The organism is Aquitalea sp. FG25 (assembly GCF_057809375.1).
In genome coordinates this window covers 43,177-58,609 of sequence record NZ_JBMDJV010000020.1, presented here as the reverse complement: position 1 = coordinate 58,609, position 15,433 = coordinate 43,177, and the positions used below count along the sequence as shown (strand labels likewise).

At 61.4% G+C, this 15,433-nt stretch carries 15 protein-coding genes; 9 read left to right on the top strand and 6 right to left on the bottom strand.

What is annotated here, in order from left to right:
* Positions 1-15: 15 nt before the first annotated feature.
* Complete coding sequence (locus ACODR9_RS17290; RefSeq protein WP_488810669.1) at positions 16-1,218, bottom strand: efflux RND transporter periplasmic adaptor subunit; 1,203 nt, start codon at positions 1,216-1,218, stop codon at positions 16-18.
* Between the two features lie 293 nt (positions 1,219-1,511).
* Positions 1,512-2,408 (bottom strand): LysR family transcriptional regulator, encoded by an 897-nt coding sequence (locus ACODR9_RS17285; RefSeq protein WP_488810667.1) that lies wholly within the window; start codon positions 2,406-2,408, stop codon positions 1,512-1,514.
* A 182-nt stretch (positions 2,409-2,590) separates the two neighbouring features.
* Here ACODR9_RS17285 and ACODR9_RS17280 point away from each other — a divergent pair, with 182 nt between their 5' ends.
* From ACODR9_RS17280 to ACODR9_RS17260, 5 genes are all read left to right on the top strand, one after another.
* Positions 2,591-3,160 carry a TetR/AcrR family transcriptional regulator gene (locus ACODR9_RS17280; protein ID WP_488810665.1) on the top strand — a complete coding sequence of 190 codons (570 nt, stop codon included), beginning with the start codon at positions 2,591-2,593 and terminating at the stop codon, positions 3,158-3,160.
* A gap of 59 nt (positions 3,161-3,219) precedes the next feature.
* Positions 3,220-4,221, top strand: a complete 1,002-nt coding sequence (locus ACODR9_RS17275) for an aldo/keto reductase (protein ID WP_488810663.1) — start codon at positions 3,220-3,222, stop codon at positions 4,219-4,221.
* 35 nt (positions 4,222-4,256) lie between these two features.
* Positions 4,257-5,351: an MBL fold metallo-hydrolase gene (locus ACODR9_RS17270; protein WP_488810661.1), complete on the top strand. Its 1,095-nt coding sequence runs from the start codon at positions 4,257-4,259 to the stop codon at positions 5,349-5,351.
* Positions 5,352-5,455: 104 nt separating this feature from the next.
* Positions 5,456-5,872, top strand: coding sequence for a LexA family protein (locus tag ACODR9_RS17265; RefSeq protein ID WP_488810660.1), 417 nt, complete (start codon positions 5,456-5,458; stop codon positions 5,870-5,872).
* Positions 5,869-7,131, top strand: coding sequence for a Y-family DNA polymerase (locus tag ACODR9_RS17260; RefSeq protein WP_488810658.1), 1,263 nt, complete (start codon positions 5,869-5,871; stop codon positions 7,129-7,131). The genes ACODR9_RS17265 and ACODR9_RS17260 overlap by 4 nt, the downstream gene beginning before the upstream one ends.
* A 127-nt stretch (positions 7,132-7,258) precedes the next feature.
* Here ACODR9_RS17260 and ACODR9_RS17255 read toward each other — a convergent pair whose 3' ends face one another.
* Positions 7,259-7,603, bottom strand: a complete 345-nt coding sequence (locus ACODR9_RS17255; RefSeq protein WP_488810656.1) for a cupin domain-containing protein — start codon at positions 7,601-7,603, stop codon at positions 7,259-7,261.
* 193 nt (positions 7,604-7,796) lie between these two features.
* On the opposite strand from ACODR9_RS17255, the gene ACODR9_RS17250 reads away from it, so the two are divergent.
* A complete protein-coding gene (locus tag ACODR9_RS17250; RefSeq protein ID WP_488810653.1) occupies positions 7,797-8,570 on the top strand; it encodes a hypothetical protein in 774 nt (257 codons plus the stop codon).
* Between the two features lie 242 nt (positions 8,571-8,812).
* On the opposite strand, the gene ACODR9_RS17245 is transcribed toward ACODR9_RS17250, so the two are convergent.
* On the bottom strand, positions 8,813-9,514 hold the full coding sequence (locus tag ACODR9_RS17245) for a methyl-accepting chemotaxis protein (protein ID WP_488810651.1): 702 nt from the start codon (positions 9,512-9,514) through the stop codon (positions 8,813-8,815).
* A 591-nt stretch (positions 9,515-10,105) separates the two neighbouring features.
* Positions 10,106-11,083, bottom strand: coding sequence for a GlxA family transcriptional regulator (locus tag ACODR9_RS17240; RefSeq protein ID WP_488810649.1), 978 nt, complete (start codon positions 11,081-11,083; stop codon positions 10,106-10,108).
* Between the two features lie 116 nt (positions 11,084-11,199).
* On the opposite strand from ACODR9_RS17240, the gene ACODR9_RS17235 reads away from it, so the two are divergent.
* Positions 11,200-12,000, top strand: coding sequence for an acyl-CoA thioesterase (locus tag ACODR9_RS17235; RefSeq protein WP_488810647.1), 801 nt, complete (start codon positions 11,200-11,202; stop codon positions 11,998-12,000).
* Positions 12,001-12,151: 151 nt separating this feature from the next.
* Here the strand turns inward: ACODR9_RS17235 and ACODR9_RS17230 are convergent, their stop codons facing one another.
* Positions 12,152-13,240 carry a LysR substrate-binding domain-containing protein gene (locus ACODR9_RS17230; RefSeq protein ID WP_488810645.1) on the bottom strand — a complete coding sequence of 363 codons (1,089 nt, stop codon included), beginning with the start codon at positions 13,238-13,240 and terminating at the stop codon, positions 12,152-12,154.
* Between the two features lie 93 nt (positions 13,241-13,333).
* Between ACODR9_RS17230 and ACODR9_RS17225 the strand changes: the two genes are divergently transcribed.
* Together ACODR9_RS17225 and dkgB are read left to right on the top strand one after the other, a co-directional pair.
* Positions 13,334-14,560 (top strand): MFS transporter, encoded by a 1,227-nt coding sequence (locus ACODR9_RS17225; protein WP_488810643.1) that lies wholly within the window; start codon positions 13,334-13,336, stop codon positions 14,558-14,560.
* 60 nt (positions 14,561-14,620) lie between these two features.
* Positions 14,621-15,427 (top strand): 2,5-didehydrogluconate reductase DkgB, encoded by an 807-nt coding sequence (gene dkgB / locus ACODR9_RS17220; protein ID WP_488810641.1) that lies wholly within the window; start codon positions 14,621-14,623, stop codon positions 15,425-15,427.
* Positions 15,428-15,433: the final 6 nt, after the last annotated feature.

Genomic DNA, 15,433 nt, shown 5'->3' with positions numbered 1-15,433 from the left:
TCTTTCGCGTGGAAATCAGCTATTGGCCGCCGCAGTGGCCGGGGGCTGCATCGGCACCATGTGCGGTGCTACCGGCGCGCCGGGCTGCACTTTTTGCAGGCCGTCCACAATCACCCGCTCACCGGCATGCAGGCCCGCAGTGACAATGCGCAGGCCATCGACACTGGCGCCCAGCTGCACCTGGCGGTAGCGCGCCTTGCTGTCCTTGTCGATCACCATCACAAAGCGCTTGTCCTGATCGGTGCCGATGGCCTGCTCGTTCAGCAGCAGCGCCGGATGACGCTTGGCCTGCCCCAGCCGGATGCGCACGAACTGGCCGGGAAGCAGCACGCCGTCGCGGTTGTCCACCGTGGCACGCAGCTTCACCGTGCCGCTCTTGCCATCCACCTGGTTGTCCACCAGTTGCAGCTTGGCCGGGAAGGTTTGTGCCGTGCTGGTGGCTACCTGCAGCGGAATATCACCCAGCCGCGCACGCGCACCACCGGCATCCGGCAGCTCGGCCAGTGCCTTGCCCACGGTTTCTTCGTCGGCATCAAAGCTGGCGTACACCGGGTTCACCGACACCAGGGTGGTGAGCACTGGCGAGTCCGGCCCCGCCGATACCAGGTTGCCGGTGGTGACCAGCAGCTTGCCTACCCGGCCGGATACCGGCGCGCGAATGGCGGTGTAACCCAGGTTCAGCCGGGCGGTCTGCAAGGCGGCCTGGGCGGCCTTCAGGCTGGCATCGGCAGCGCGGGCGGCGTTGTTGCGCTCGTCGGCATCGCGCTGGGCAATGGCGTGATCGGCCAGCATGCGGCTGGCGCGTTCCTGCTCGCTGCGGGCGAATACCAATTGCGACTGGGCGGCGGCCACCTGGGCGGCGGCGCGGTCCACTTCAGCCTGATACGGCGCGGGGTCGATAGTCACCAGCAGGTCACCCGCCTTCACCAGTGCGCCTTCGCGAAAGTGCACGGACTGGATGGCACCGGCCACGCGCGAGCGCAGCTCCACCCGCTCCACCGCCTCCAGGCGGCCGGAAAAATCCTGCCAGGTGCTGACCTGCTGCTGCACCAGCAAGGCGGCGGAAACAGGAACAGCCTGGCTGGCGGCAGCCGGGGCATCGGCCTGTACCGCCTGGCTGTGCAGGCCAAGCCAGGTAGCGGTGCCAAGCGCAGCCAGCACGGCAAAAGAAATAGCAGTCACGGCCAGCGGTCGCCGGCCCTTGATCGGTGGGTTCATGAGTTTGGTTCCGTAAGGTCAGCACAGATGGCCAGCGCAAGGCGCGTGACCGGACAGGTAAGGCGATGCAGCGCCTGTGCGGGCGGGCCGCATTGGCGCTGTCTTGTTGTCGGGTGAACAAAGCACTCCGGCCAGCAGATGCCAGCCGGATATTCACCGCTTGATCAGGGACGCAAATGTATCAGCTGTTATTTTGCTGAACTAGATGCAATTTGATGCATGCCATTGTGAGATATATTCATCAATAACAGTGCAAGGCGCACGGAGGAGATGGCGGCAGGGAGGTTTCGCGCCTAGTCGGCGTGGTAACGCAAGGCGTCCACCAGCAGCATCAGCGCACGGGAGGATTGGCGACGGCTGGGGTAGTAGAGATGAAAACCGGGAAACACCGCGCACCAGGGTTGCAGCACTTCCTGCAGGCGGCCATCGGCCAGATAAGGCTGCACATAGTCGCGGGCGGTGTAGGCAATGCCCATGCCAGCCAGCGCGGCATTCAGCATCTGCGGCAGGGTGTTGATGATGAGCTGCCCACCCACGCGGATGGAAAACTTGTGCGCGCCCTGCTCAAACTCCCAGGCATACAGCCCGCCATAGGTGGGCAGGCGCATGCTGATGCAGTTGTGCTCGGTCAGGTCGCGCGGGTGAGCAGGCACACCGTGGCGGGCAAAGTAGTCCGGCGTGGCCACCACGGTGGTCTGGATATCCGGGCTGATGCGCACGGCAATCATGTCGCGCGCCACCTGGTCGCCAAAGCGGATACCGGCATCAAAGCGCTGCGCCACGATGTCAGTCAGCCCGTAGTCGATGGACAGCTCCACCTGCACATCCGGGTAGTCCGGCAAGAGCTGCGCCAGCTTGGGCAGCAGGTATTGCTCGGCAGCAAAGTCGGTTGCGGTGATGCGGATGCTGCCCGCCGGTTTGTCACGCTGCTCGCGCAGTACCGACAGCTCGGCTTCGATTTCGTCCAGCCGGGGGGCAAAAATCGCCAGCACCTGCTCACCCGCCGTGGTTAGCGCCACACTGCGCGTGGTGCGGGTAACCAGGCGCATGCCCATGCTCTCCTCCAGCCCACGCATGGTATGACTCACCGCCGAGGGCGATACACCCAGCTTGGCCGCTGCGCGGGTAAAGCTGCCTTCGCGGGCAACAACAACAAAAGTACGCAGGTCGTTCAGGTTTTCACGGGCCATTGCTGAAAATATCTCATTTGGACTGGCGCATTATTTTTCAAGATGGCGCAATGCGCCAGCACAATCTGCAGCCAGGCCGTTGCCACATTGCTGCATTATTTTTCCGGCCACCCGACAAAATGCTTGCCCCCGCGCGCCAGCCCCGCATAAAATGAGTATGTACTCACTTTAATCTGCATCACATGGCCCTCCCCCGCAGCGAAGAAAAACGCATCGCCCTGCTTGAATCTGCCGCCGACATCATGGCTGCGCAGGGCCTGGCTGCGTCCACCGCTTCGATTGCCCGTGGCGCCGGGGTGGCCGAAGGCACGCTGTTCCGCTACTTCGCCACCAAGGATGTACTGTTCAATGCGCTTTACACCCACCTGAAGCTGGATCTGGCCGCTGCCCTGCGCCAGCACATGGCCGTGCACGACAGTCTGGACGAGCAGGTACGTGCACTGTGGGATGCGTACATCGACTGGGGCGTGAGCAATCTGCCCTTTTTCAAGACGCTGAACCAGCTGGTGGTGTCGGACAAGGTAACCGATGAAACCCGCAGCACGGTGGCCAGCCAGCTGTCCGACATCAAATGTGTTGCCCAGGCCTGCACCGACAACAACGGCCTCTCTGCCCTGCCCGGCGGCTTTGCCGATGCAGTGTTCATGGCGCTGGCAGAAACCACCATCCAGTTTGTGGTACGTGACCCGGCCAATGGCCAAGCCTATAAGAGCGCCGGTTTTCAGGTGTTTTGGTCCGGCTCGGTACGCTGAGTTTTGCTGCTATTTTTTTGATTTGCCAATGAGTGAGTACTCACAACAGAAAGATTGCCATGCAATATGCGCGACTGGGCCTTGGCGGCCCCACCATCTCCCGCCTCACCTGTGCCGCCTTGCGGCCAGAAGCAGGCAGCGCGGGCCAGGACGCCGCCATCACCGGGACACAGCAGGCAGCACGCTTGATCGGCCAGGCCATGGATGCGGGCATCAACCTGTTTGATACCGCCAGTTACATGGATGGCGCTGCCGAATCCATGCTGGCCAGCGCGCTGGGCAAACGCCGTGCCGAAGTGCTGATCAGCAGTCGGCTTGGCTCGCGCCCTTCCACCACGCACCGTCACCCCGGCCTGTCTCGTAGCGACATCACATGGTCGCTAGAGCAAAGCCTGCAACGGCTGGGCAGCGACTGGATAGATCTGTGCGTAGTGCCGCATGAAGACCCGCACACCCCGCTGGAAGAAACCCTGCAAACGCTGGACGAGATGGTGCGGGCGGGCAAGGTGCGCTTTCTGGGTTTTGCCAACTGGCCGGCCTGGAAGGCCGCGCGGGCGCTGGAATTGCAAAAGGCCAATGGCTGGACCCCCTTCTGCTTTGGTGAGATGCACTATTCACTCAGCGGGCGCGGTATGGAGCGCGAAACCCTGCCCATGCTGCAAAGCTATGGCCTGGGGCTGATCGTGAAAAACCCACCGGCAGGCAAGCCCTACCCCAGCGGCAGCCCGGTGCAGGCCAAAGGCTGCCCGAGCAACCCCGACTTGCCCGAAGGCCAGCGCACCAGTTACCGCCTGGCCGAGCAGCTGCGCGAGATGGCCGCCCGTCATCAAGCAAGCACGGCCCAGATTGCCCTGGCCTGGATGCTGTCACGAGACGCGGTCTCCAGCATCGTACCCGTACAGCAGCAGGACTGCCTGCACGCAGCCACCCTGCAGCTGTCACCGGCGGAGCTGATCTTGCTGGATACCGCCAGCGCCCCGATGCCGCTGTTTCCCGACTGGTTTGTCGATGAAGCGGACAACCAGACGCCGCTGGCCGCCATGGAAAGAAGCTGCGCCTGAGCGCTGGTCACCTCCTACCTCCCGGAAAGACACCGATGCCCGCCTTCACCACCGACGCTCCGGCCCCAAATGCATGGCTGCCGTCACCACATGGCAGCCTGCAACACCGTGGCCGTTACCGTAATGCGCAGCCGCGCCATGCTGGCGGCTTGCTGGCCACACTCAACATCATGCTGCGTTTTTTTACCGATAAATCGCCGCAGGCAGTACCAACGCAGCCCATCCAGCCGCAGCCCTTGCACCCGGCAGACTTGGCCACCGCGCCAGATAACAGCCTGTGGCGGCTGGGTCATTCCAGCGTATTGCTCAAGCTGGATGGTGTTTTCCTGCTGACCGACCCGGTGTTCGGCCAGCGCGCCTCGCCGCTTACCTTTGCAGGCCCCAAGCGCTTCCATGCGCCCCCCATCGCAGTGCAAGACTTGCCGACACTGGATGTGGTCATCATCTCGCACGACCACTACGACCACCTGGACCGCAACACCGTACTGGCCTTGCAGCACAAAACCCGCCTGTTCATTACCCCGCTGGGCGTGAGCAAACACCTGCAAGCCTGGGGCATTCCGTCAGCAAAAATCCGCCAGCTGGACTGGTGGCAAGGCGTGGATGCCGGGCCGCTGCACATTACCGCCACACCGGCCCAGCACTTTTCCGGCCGCAGCCTGACGGACGGCAACCGCACCCTGTGGGCGTCATGGGTGATTCGCAGCAGCGCCAGCCGGGTATTTTTCAGTGGCGACAGCGGTTATTTCGACGGTTTCCGTGACATTGGCCTGCGCCACGGCCCCTTCGATCTCACCCTGCTGGAAAACGGTGCCTACGACAAAGACTGGGCCGATGTGCACATGCACCCCGAGCAAACCCTGCAAGCCCACCTCGACTTGCGCGGCAAGGTATTGCTGCCCATCCACAATGGCACTTTCGATTTGGCACTGCATGGCTGGACCGAGCCGTTAGAACACATCAGCACACTGGCCGCACAAGCTGGCGTACCGCTGCGCACGCCCTGCTTTGGCGAAAGGCTGGACATCCGCCAACCGGCAGAAACCCGCGCATGGTGGCGCCGCCCGGTGCTTGGCCATCTGCCGGATCAGGCAGGGCCACCGGCAGCGGCAAGCTGCGCCCTGGAGTAAGCAGCGCCCGGCCAGCCACCGCGCCATCCGGCAATAAAATCTACGCCTTGCATGGCATCTTTCTGCTATATTTGATTTTGTACACAATCATATCGAGCTTTGCCATGCATCACCCCATCCCCCTGTCCCGCTCCAGCCCGCTACGCATTCCACTGATGGCCAGTAGCGTGCGCGCCGGCTTTCCCAGCCCGGCGGACGACTACGTACAAGACAATATCAACCTCAACACCCTGTTGGTGGACGACCCGGACTGCACCTTCCTGATGCTGGCCAGCAACAACGCCATCCACGGCATTTTCAAGGGTGATTATGTGCTGATCGACAAGGCGCGCAGCCCGGTGCATGGCAATGTGGTGGTGGCCGCCCATGAGGACGGCTTTGTACTGCGCCGCCTGCACAAGCAGCAGGGCCTGCTGGCGCTGATGGCCGATGCGCCGGACTATCCGCTGATTCCGGCTGAAGGCGATTACACCCTGCAAATCTGGGGAGTGGTGATTGCCGTGGTACGGCGGCTGGTATGAGCACCTTCGCCCTGGTGGATGGCAACAGCTTCTATACCAGCTGCGAGCGGGTGTTCCGCCCCGATCTCAGCGGCCGCCCCATCATCGTACTGTCCAATAACGATGGCTGCGTGGTGGCGCGCTCCGCCGAGGCCAAGGCGCTGGACATACCCGCCTTCCTGCCGTTTCATCAGGTGCAGCAGCTATGCCGCAAACATCGGGTTACGGTGTTTTCCAGCAATTACGCCCTGTACGGTGACATGTCGCGCCGCATGATGCGCGTGCTGTCACGCTTTGCCCCGCTGCAGGAAATTTACAGCATCGACGAATGCTTTCTGGACGTCACCGGCATCCCGGACCTGGACAGCCACGGCCATCGTATCCGCCAGACCGTGCTGCAGGGCCTGGGTCTGCCCACCTGCGTGGGCATGGGTGCCAGCAAGACACTGGCCAAGCTGGCCAACCATGTGGCCAAAAAGCGGCCAGAGTGGAATGGCGTATTTGAATGGGACTGGCTGAACCCGCGTGAAGCCGACCGGCTGCTGGCAGAATTTGCCGTGAGTGAGGTGTGGGGCATTGGCCGACGCATTGCCGAAAAGCTGACACTGATGCATATCCACAGCGCCTTGGACCTGAAACAGGCCGACCCGCGCCAGATCAAGCGCAAGTTCAATGTGGTGGTGGAACGCACCGTGGCCGAGCTCAACGGCATAGCCTGCCTGGCACTGGAAGACGTAGCCCCGGCCAAGCAACAGATCATCTCCAGCCGCAGCTTCAGCCGCTTGATCCACGACCTGCCCTCGCTGTCGGCCAGCATCAGCCACCACGTGGCCCGCGCCGCCGAGAAGCTGCGCACCCAGGGCTGCGTGGCCGGGTTGATTGGCGTCAGCATCCGTACCAACCCCTTCCGCGATCTGGGCCAGTACCACGGCTACACCTGCGTGCCATTGATCCACCCCAGCGCCGACACCCTGGAACTCAACCGCGCCGCCCAGGCCGCACTGCGCGCCATCTGGCGACCCGAGTTCAGCTACCACAAAGCCGGTGTCATCCTGATGGACATTGGCAGCCAAACCATCCAGCAACAGGACATGTTCAGCCCCCTGCCCAACCCCAAACGCGCCAACTTGATGACGGTGATCGATAAGCTCAACCGCGACTTTGGCAGTGGCACGATAAGACTGGGCGCAGAAGGGCTAAGCAAGGACTGGCAGATGCGGCAAGACCAGAAATCGCCCTGCTACACCAGCCGGATTGAGGACGTGGTGCAGGTGGCGTGACGTAAGCCCAGGCCTGGAGGCAAGGCCAACACGGGGCCGGCCAGATACATCCAGCACCGGCTGCAACACGCGCACCGGCCATCAACCGTGCCACAAAACCGGTGGCGCTTGATGGCAGACTGAAAACTCAGGCAAAGACAAAGTATTTACGTACGGTCTCCACCACCTCCCAAGTACCTTTCATCCCAGGTTCAATCACAAACACGTCACCGGCTTTCAAGTGCACCGCCGGTTCACCCTCCGGGGTGATGATGCAGTAACCATCAAGGAAGTGGCAGTACTCCCATTTCTCGTAATGCACCTCAAACTTGCCCGGAGTACAAATCCAGGTTCCCATGATCTTGCTGCCATCCTGGGAAAGATAGGCATTGAGATTAACGGTGTGCGGGTCGCCCCCAATGCGCTGCCACTTGGTGGCATCGACCACCGGAATCGGGCAGGTTTCACGCAATACAGTGATGAAATCGGACATGTCGGCTCCAAACAATCTGATGAAAACCGCCCCATTATCCGTTCGAATCCATGCCAGAAATTGTCTGGTTCCGACCAGATTTGTTGATGAATTGGCCGCAAAATCCTCACACACACGCATGACACATGGCGCATTGAAATCTGGCACCAGACCAAACCACTCATCCGCACGGTGGCAACCGAAGGAGCTTGCTTTGCACGCAACCACTGTAATTTCTGCCCACGATTTTGCTTTTCAGCTGCAAGGCCGCCAGGCCAGCCTCGACGATGTGTTGCCAGGGTTTCAACCGTCGGATCGCATTGGCGTGGTGGTCAACACACCATGTGCCGCCATGGGGGTAAGCGCACTGCTGATGGCAGCCACCACCCGGTTTTATGATGCGCACAGACTGCAGCTGGGAAACGCACCGGACAAACTGAGAATTTACCCGGACTATTTCATTTTTCATGTCGGCCACCGCCAGGGAAACCACGCGCAGCTGGATGTGTGGCCGCCACATAAGGAAGTTGTGGTGGATGACGATGCCGAGCAGATACTGGAAGCCATCAATGACCGTGGAATAAGCCGGCTGCTGGTGGAAGACAAACCGTTGTCTACCGTGGTTTTGCTGCGAGAAACCCTCAGCAGCGCCCGCAGCCGGATTAGCAGCGCGCTGGCGTACTCGGCCTCCGGCCATGCATCACACAGCGACGTCTGCTGCGCGCTTGGCCCCAATGCCGAGGCTTATGTGCGGCAGATGCTATCCGATTCGATTGCGCTGCTGCAGTTGCCCGAACCCCGGCAGGCCCAGCTGCTACAGGCACGGGAGCGCCTGGCCGGTACCGGGCGCGTTGTGGAGCACTATCGCAGATTAGCCCTGGACAATGCCTTCGGGATGCTGACGTCAAACCAGCAGTGCTCACCGCAAACACAGCGCTACATCGCGGCCAGCCATCAATATGCGGCAACAATATTGAACTTTGATTGAGCACGGCAGGGGGCGGTGTGGGGCTCTGCGTGCCATGGCGCACAGCAATCCTAAGTTTGGCCAAGGCAGCCAATGAGAGTGGCTGGGCATAACAACCGTTTTACATAAAATATTGGACAGGCCCGGTCACCAAGGCGACTAAAGTATGTGGCACCGGTTGAACATGAGCAAAGTCGTTCGATGCTGAGTGCTTAACCTGCTGTCCAAGGTGATCGGCACTCAGCAATCCAAGCACTTTCGTTCTACAGATGAAAACGCGCAGTAATACTTTGCAAGTCATGAGAGAGGGAACTGAGTTGGGCCGAAGTGGTGGCCAGTTCTTCCACCGTGGCGCTGTTTTCCTCTGCCATTTGCGAGACCCGTTCCATGTTTTGTGCCAGGCTTTGACTGGCTATTCGCTGCTCACCCAGCGCCTCGGTGATATTGGCAATGGTACGTTCAATTGAATGCGTGCTATTGCCAATCCGTTCTATCGTTTGCGATGCAAGCTCGGTGCTGCTGCTGACCGCTTCCACACTTTCCAGGCTGGAATCCATGCTGCCGACCACCTGCGTCACGCCATGCTGGATTGCGTTGATCATCAGGGTGATTTCACGTGCGGAAGAAGTGGTGCGCTCCGCCAGCTTGCGCACTTCGTCGGCAACCACGGCAAAGCCACGCCCCATTTCACCGGCACGGGCGGCCTCGATAGCAGCGTTCAGGGCCAACAGATTGGTCTGGTCGGCAACATCACGAATCACCGTGACGCGGCCCATATCCATCGATTTCACGGTAACGCTGTTGGCGAGCGCTATCTTGGGGTAGCGATCCTGCGTCATATCCATAATCTTGGCATTGATGATTTTCATATTGAGAATCGCCACGCCTAGCAGGACGAACAACAACATGATGACCAGGGAAAAACCCCCGAGCAGTTTTTGTCTTACGGTTAATTGGCCAAACATGATCTTCCCCCACCACTGTTTTGAATTATCGGTATTGAGCAGTGAATTGATATCACGAACAAATCACCGCTTTTATTTGCTATCTGTTGATAGACCAGTACACACGTCAGCACAAGGGGATATCTTGCGGTCAATGCCATAAAGGAAATGCGCAGGGTTTTGCCATTGCGTCGGTCTGTGCCAACCAAAGCAAATAGTGTGATAAGGCCACTTAGACAGAAAACGTAGTCGATAACACGCTACATTAACTTAAGGCTGGCTTTGGGTAGGAGCAGCCGACCCTGGGTCGACTGTTACGGGCTGCGTTAGCCGAGGACCGTCACTGATAGGCACTGGATCTACTGTCAGCGCTGGGTCGGAAGCTGCCAAGCATCAGCAGCTACAACCATATCGGGCCACAGGCCAGCTTAATAAGCTGCGGCAGGAGGGTAAACATGAACAGCAATGCGTTGGGATTGGCAGGCTATTGGCTGCGCCATCCCTGATAGCCAGCAGATCTGAAAGATGCCGCCCTACTCTGGCGACGGCGCAGGCTGTCCCAGTACAAACAGAATAGTCAGATATGCAGCAGCAGCGGGCCTGGCGCAGCCATCAGGCGGCAAAACGGCGGCGGTATTCTGCCGGTGTGCAGTGCAGTTCTCGCTGGAACAAACGGCGGAAGCTGGCGGCGTCGACGTAACCCACCCGGCCAACAATCTCGTCCAGTGACAGCGTGCTGGTTTCCAGCAGGCGGCGTGCCGCCTGTAGCCGCAGTTGCTGCAGGTAGCGCAGCGGCGGTTGGCCCAGCACCTGTTGAAAGCGCCGCATGATCGTGCGTTCGCTGGCACCCACGCTGTCGGCCAGCTCGCCCAGGCGGTAGGGCCGGTCCAGCTGTCGCTGCAGCCAATTCTGGCAGCGCAGCACCAGCTCGTCGCCATGACCGGCAAAGCTCTGCATGGACATATAAGGGGCCTGGCTGGCGCGGTTAAGGTCTGCCAGCATCAGGCGCGAGCAGGACATGGCCAGTTCCACGCCGCCTTCCTGCCGGATCAGCCGCAGGGCCAGGTCGATATAGGAGGTGGTTGCCCCGCCGCACCATACGCCATCGGCCTCGCTGCAGGTGGCGTAATCCTGCAGCTGCACTTGCGGGTAGCGCTGACCAAACCAGTGGTGCAACCACCAGCTTACCGTCGCGCTCCGGCCATCCAGCAAACCATGCTCGGCCAGCAAGGGTACGCCGGTACAGAAAGACAGAATGCGCCGACCTGCCGCGTGCAGGCGAACAGCCAAGGCACCGGCTGTCGTTTCGGCTGCCAGCCTGGTTTCAAATTCGCTCAAGTTCCGATAGGTCAGCGGCGGCAGCACCAGGGTGTCTGCCGCCTCGGCCAGCGCCGTATCTCCGTCCGGCGTCAGCTGGATGCCAGAGGCGGTTGTCACGGGCAGGCCATCCAGGCTGAACACCTGCCAGTGAAACGGTGCGGGCCAGCCCTTGCGTGCTGCAATCTGGTTGGCAAAATGCAGCAGATCGACAAACCCGGTCACGCTGCCGGCATAGCAGCCGTCCAGCAAAAGCAAACGTACCTGATGCATGAGTGATTGGCAGTATTGACATGAATATTGTCGATATTGCCACTGCAGCCAGTAAAATGTCACTGCTAGACTGCCAGCCATCGCTTACTTCAGCCGCCAGATACAAAGAAACCAGCATGCATATCGAAGACGTTTGCCGCAGTATCAGCCCCATCGCAGGCCAGCCGGGCCTGTTTCATGCCGAGGTGGATGCCAGCTGGGCGCAGGGCCGCACCCTGTTTGGCGGCATACAGGCGCTACTGGCGGTACGCGCCATGCGCACCGCCATGCCGGATCTAGCGCCGCTGTGGTCGCTGCATACCACCTTTGTTGCACCTGCCGCTCCAGGCCAGCTGACGCTGCAAGTGGAAGTGCTGCGCCAGGGCCGCTCGGCAGTGCAAATGGCGGCACGGCTGCTGGCTGGTGATCAGGTGGCGGCCATGTTTGTGGCGGTGTTTGGTGCTTCGCGGGATTCCGCCCTGTCGCTCAGGCCAGCGGCCCGGCCATTGGCGGACGGGGTCAGCGGTGGCCCGGAGCTGCCCTTCATCCCCGGCATGTCGCCGGAATTCACCCGTCACTATGCCTACCGCTGGGTGGAAGGCGGCCTGCCCTTCAGCGGCCACACCCAGCCGGCCAACCGCATCCTGCTGCGGCAGCGCGACCCCGGCCTGATGGGAGAGGAACAGATTGTGGCCATGGCCGATGCCATTCCGCCGGTGGCGCTGTCCATGGTGCAGGGGCACGCCCCCGCCAGCACCATCAGCTGGGAGCTGGAGTTCGTCCACCACGGCCAGCCGGTTGATAACGCGGGCTGGTGGCGCATGGATGCCAGCCTGGTTGCCGCGCGCGATGGCTATGCCAATCAGGATGCCCATCTGCACGCACCGGATGGCGAACTGGTGGCGCTGTCGCGCCAGGTTGTGGCGGTATTTGCCTAAGCGCCTTGCCTGCCAGCAGCCTGCCGCCCGATGCCGACCTCAGCCCGCTGGCCACGCGGCAAGTGCGCCTGCTGCTGGCAGCCAACCATTGGGTGGCAGCATCCACAACCGTGTTATCGCCACGGGGCCGCCGCCGACACATCAGGCGGCATCAGCCACCCAACCAGGCGGCAAGCTGCCGTTGTGGCAGCGGATCGCCCAGCGCTTCTATCAGGAAATCAACAAACGAGGCAATACGTGCCGACACCGCCGTATTGCGGTAGTACACCGCCTGCACCGGCTGCAGCATCTCCTGGGTATGCGTCGGCAGCAGCGGCACCAGATTACCGGCGGCGCGGTCCGCCGCCGTCATGAAATCCGACAGGCAGACAATGCCATTGCCCTCAAGCGCCAGCTGGCGCAGCGTTTCGCCACTGGAGGCGCGTATTGTCGGCACTATCCGCAAGTACCCGCCATCGCTGCCGGGCAGTGGCCACAGATTGAGCGACTCCGGCTCACTGAAGCCCAGCAGCACATGCCGGGCCAGTTCGGCCATGGTTTGCGGCTGACCATGCGCCGCCAGGTAGGCCGGGCTGGCCAGCAGGCGCACCTGGCTATAGGCAATCAGCCGGCTATGCAGGGTGGAATCCTTCATCTGGCCAATACGGATGGCAACATCAGTACGGCGCTCCAGCAAATCGATGATGCCTTCATTGCTGTTCAGTTCCAGCTCCACCTGCGGAAAACGCGCACGATATGCCTGCACCAGCGGCACGATGACATGCAGCATGAAGGGCGATGCCGCATCAATGCGCAAGCGCCCTGAGGGCATGGCCCGGCGCGCACGCATCTGCTCCTCGGCCTGCGCTACCGCATCCATGATGCCACGGGCATTGTGCAAAAACGCCTGGCCCTCTTCGGTCAGTTCCAGCCGCCGCGTCGTACGACGCAGCAAGGTGGTTTCCAGTTTTTCTTCCAGCCGCCCCAGCGAACGGCTGCACGCCGACACGGTCAGACCCAGCTGCTGGGCTGCAGCCGTGATGGACCCGGCATCCACCACGGTGGCAAATACCTGCATTTCATCCAGCGTGATGTTCATTGTTGAATTTAATTCAAAATAATTTGGTTTATAACCTGCTTTTTCTGCAAAAGCAAAGCGGGCAGACTGCAGGCACTCCCTCGTCGACACCCCATGGCTGTCTACCCCGCCTTGCCAGGCCAGGATGGGCGATGCCGCCAGCAACCAGGAAAGCAGCCACATGCCCACCGCCACCCTTTACGTCATCAACCCTGCCACTGCCGGCAACACGGCAGACCTGCCAGCACAGCACCACCAACACCTGGAGGGGCAGCAATGCGCACGCTAGCAAACACTGCGCCGTCCAATCGCGACAAGGCCTGGCTGTCTTTACTGGCACTGGCCATGGGCGCCTTCAGCATCGGCACCACCGAGTTCTCCCCCATGGGCCTGCTGCCGGTAATTGCGCAGGGTGTGCACGCCTCTATTCCGGCAACCGGCATGCTGATCACTGCCTATGCCATTGGTGTGATGCTGGGTGCACCGCTGATGACCATCCTGCTGTCGCACTGGCCACGCCGCCGGGCCCTGATAGTGCTGATGAGCATTTTCACCGTAGGTAATCTGCTGTCAGCCGTATCAACCGACTACACCACACTGCTGCTGGCCCGCTTGGTAACCAGCCTGAATCACGGTGCATTTTTCGGGCTGGGTTCACTGGTGGCGGCCAGCGTGGTGCCACGCCACAAGCAGGCCAGTGCGGTTGCCACCATGTTTATGGGGCTGACCATTGCCAATATTGGCGGTGTGCCGGCGGCCACCTGGCTGGGACAGGCCATTGGCTGGCGCATGTCGTTTGCCGCTACCGCCGTGCTGGGGCTAATCACCATGCTGACCTTGCGGCTGGCCTTGCCGCGCGGCGCGGCCGGACAAGCACCGCAAGTAGCACGGGAGCTGAAGGTACTAAGCCGCCCGGAAGTCCTGACGGCCATGGCCACGACGGTGCTGGGTTCTGGCGGCATGTTTACGCTCTACACCTATATTGCGCCGACGCTGCAACAGCTGACCGGTGCCACACCGGGCTTTGTCACGGCCATGCTGGTGCTGGTGGGAATCGGTTTCTCGATTGGCAATCTGGCTGGTGGCCGACTGGCCGACCGCACGCTCAACGGCAGCCTGATCGTTTTTCTTACCCTGCTGGTGGCCATCATGCTGGCCTTCCCGCAGCTGGCGCAAAGCCATGGCGGTGCCGCCTTTGCCATTGTGGTATGGGGGATTGCCACCTTTGCCGTGGTGCCGCCATTACAGATGCGGGTGATGCGGGCTGCCGCAGAAGCCCCCGGTCTGGCCTCCTCGGTCAATGTCGGTGCCTTCAATCTGGGTAATGCGCTGGGGGCAGCTGCCGGTGGTGCCGCCATCTCCACCGGGCTTGGCTATGGCGCTGTGCCGATTGTCGGTGCCGTGATCGCAGCGGCGGGCCTGCTGCTGGTGCTCGCCCAGCTGGCCCGGCAGCGGCAGGCAGCACGCGGCACACGCCCCGATACCTGCCAGGTCAAACCCTGATGTTCAGGCCGGGCAGCAGCCCGGCCAGTCACACCACTTATTCACCACGGGGTACACACCATGAGCAAGATTCCCGCCTTCGGCCTTGGCACGTTCCGCCTGCAAGGCCAGCAGCTTATCGATTCGGTCAGCACCGCCCTGGAACTGGGCTACCGCACCATCGACACCGCCCAGATCTATGACAATGAAGCAGAAGTAGGACAGGCCGTTGCCGCCTCCGGCATCGCCCGTGACCAGCTGTTTCTTACCACCAAGATCTGGGTGGAGCACATGTCTGCCGACAAACTGCTGCCCAGCCTGATGCACAGCCTGGACCAGCTGCGTACCGACCACCTGGACCTGACGCTCATCCACTGGCCAGCCCCAGAACGCGGCATTACCGTGGAAGAATGCATGACGGCACTGGCGCAGGCGCAGCAACAGGGGCTGACACGTCGTATCGGTGTGTCCAACTTCAATATCGATCTTACCCGGCAGGCCATTGCAACTGTCGGCAAGGAGGCTATCGCAACCAACCAGATTGAACTAAGCCCCTATCTGCAAAACCGCAAGCTGGCTGGCTTCTTGCAGGCTGAAGGCATTCACGTCACCTCCTACATGACCCTGGCCTATGGCAAGGTGCTGCACGACCCCTTGCTGGCGGATATTGCCCGCCGCCAGCAGGCCACGGTTGCTCAGGTGGCACTGGCCTGGGCCATGCAGCTGGGTTATTCCGTGATTCCGTCGTCCACCCGTCGCGAAAACCTGGCCAGCAATCTGCTGGCCAGACAACTGCGCCTGAGCGCCGGGGACATGGCCGCTATTGCCAGCCTGGAGCGTAATGGCCGCGAGGTGAACCCCGCCGGTCTGGCTCCCGACTGGGACTGAGGCGAC

Coding starts and splice junctions, on each gene's coding strand:
- ACODR9_RS17290 (WP_488810669.1), bottom strand. CDS start 1,218: ATGAACCCACCGATCAAGGGCCGGCGACCGCTGGCCGTGACTGCTATT.
- ACODR9_RS17285 (WP_488810667.1), bottom strand. CDS start 2,408: ATGGCCCGTGAAAACCTGAACGACCTGCGTACTTTTGTTGTTGTTGCC.
- ACODR9_RS17280 (WP_488810665.1), top strand. CDS start 2,591: ATGGCCCTCCCCCGCAGCGAAGAAAAACGCATCGCCCTGCTTGAATCT.
- ACODR9_RS17275 (WP_488810663.1), top strand. CDS start 3,220: ATGCAATATGCGCGACTGGGCCTTGGCGGCCCCACCATCTCCCGCCTC.
- ACODR9_RS17270 (WP_488810661.1), top strand. CDS start 4,257: ATGCCCGCCTTCACCACCGACGCTCCGGCCCCAAATGCATGGCTGCCG.
- ACODR9_RS17265 (WP_488810660.1), top strand. CDS start 5,456: ATGCATCACCCCATCCCCCTGTCCCGCTCCAGCCCGCTACGCATTCCA.
- ACODR9_RS17260 (WP_488810658.1), top strand. CDS start 5,869: ATGAGCACCTTCGCCCTGGTGGATGGCAACAGCTTCTATACCAGCTGC.
- ACODR9_RS17255 (WP_488810656.1), bottom strand. CDS start 7,603: ATGTCCGATTTCATCACTGTATTGCGTGAAACCTGCCCGATTCCGGTG.
- ACODR9_RS17245 (WP_488810651.1), bottom strand. CDS start 9,514: ATGTTTGGCCAATTAACCGTAAGACAAAAACTGCTCGGGGGTTTTTCC.
- ACODR9_RS17240 (WP_488810649.1), bottom strand. CDS start 11,083: ATGCATCAGGTACGTTTGCTTTTGCTGGACGGCTGCTATGCCGGCAGC.
- ACODR9_RS17235 (WP_488810647.1), top strand. CDS start 11,200: ATGCATATCGAAGACGTTTGCCGCAGTATCAGCCCCATCGCAGGCCAG.
- ACODR9_RS17230 (WP_488810645.1), bottom strand. CDS start 13,240: ATGTGGCTGCTTTCCTGGTTGCTGGCGGCATCGCCCATCCTGGCCTGG.
- ACODR9_RS17225 (WP_488810643.1), top strand. CDS start 13,334: ATGCGCACGCTAGCAAACACTGCGCCGTCCAATCGCGACAAGGCCTGG.
- dkgB (WP_488810641.1), top strand. CDS start 14,621: ATGAGCAAGATTCCCGCCTTCGGCCTTGGCACGTTCCGCCTGCAAGGC.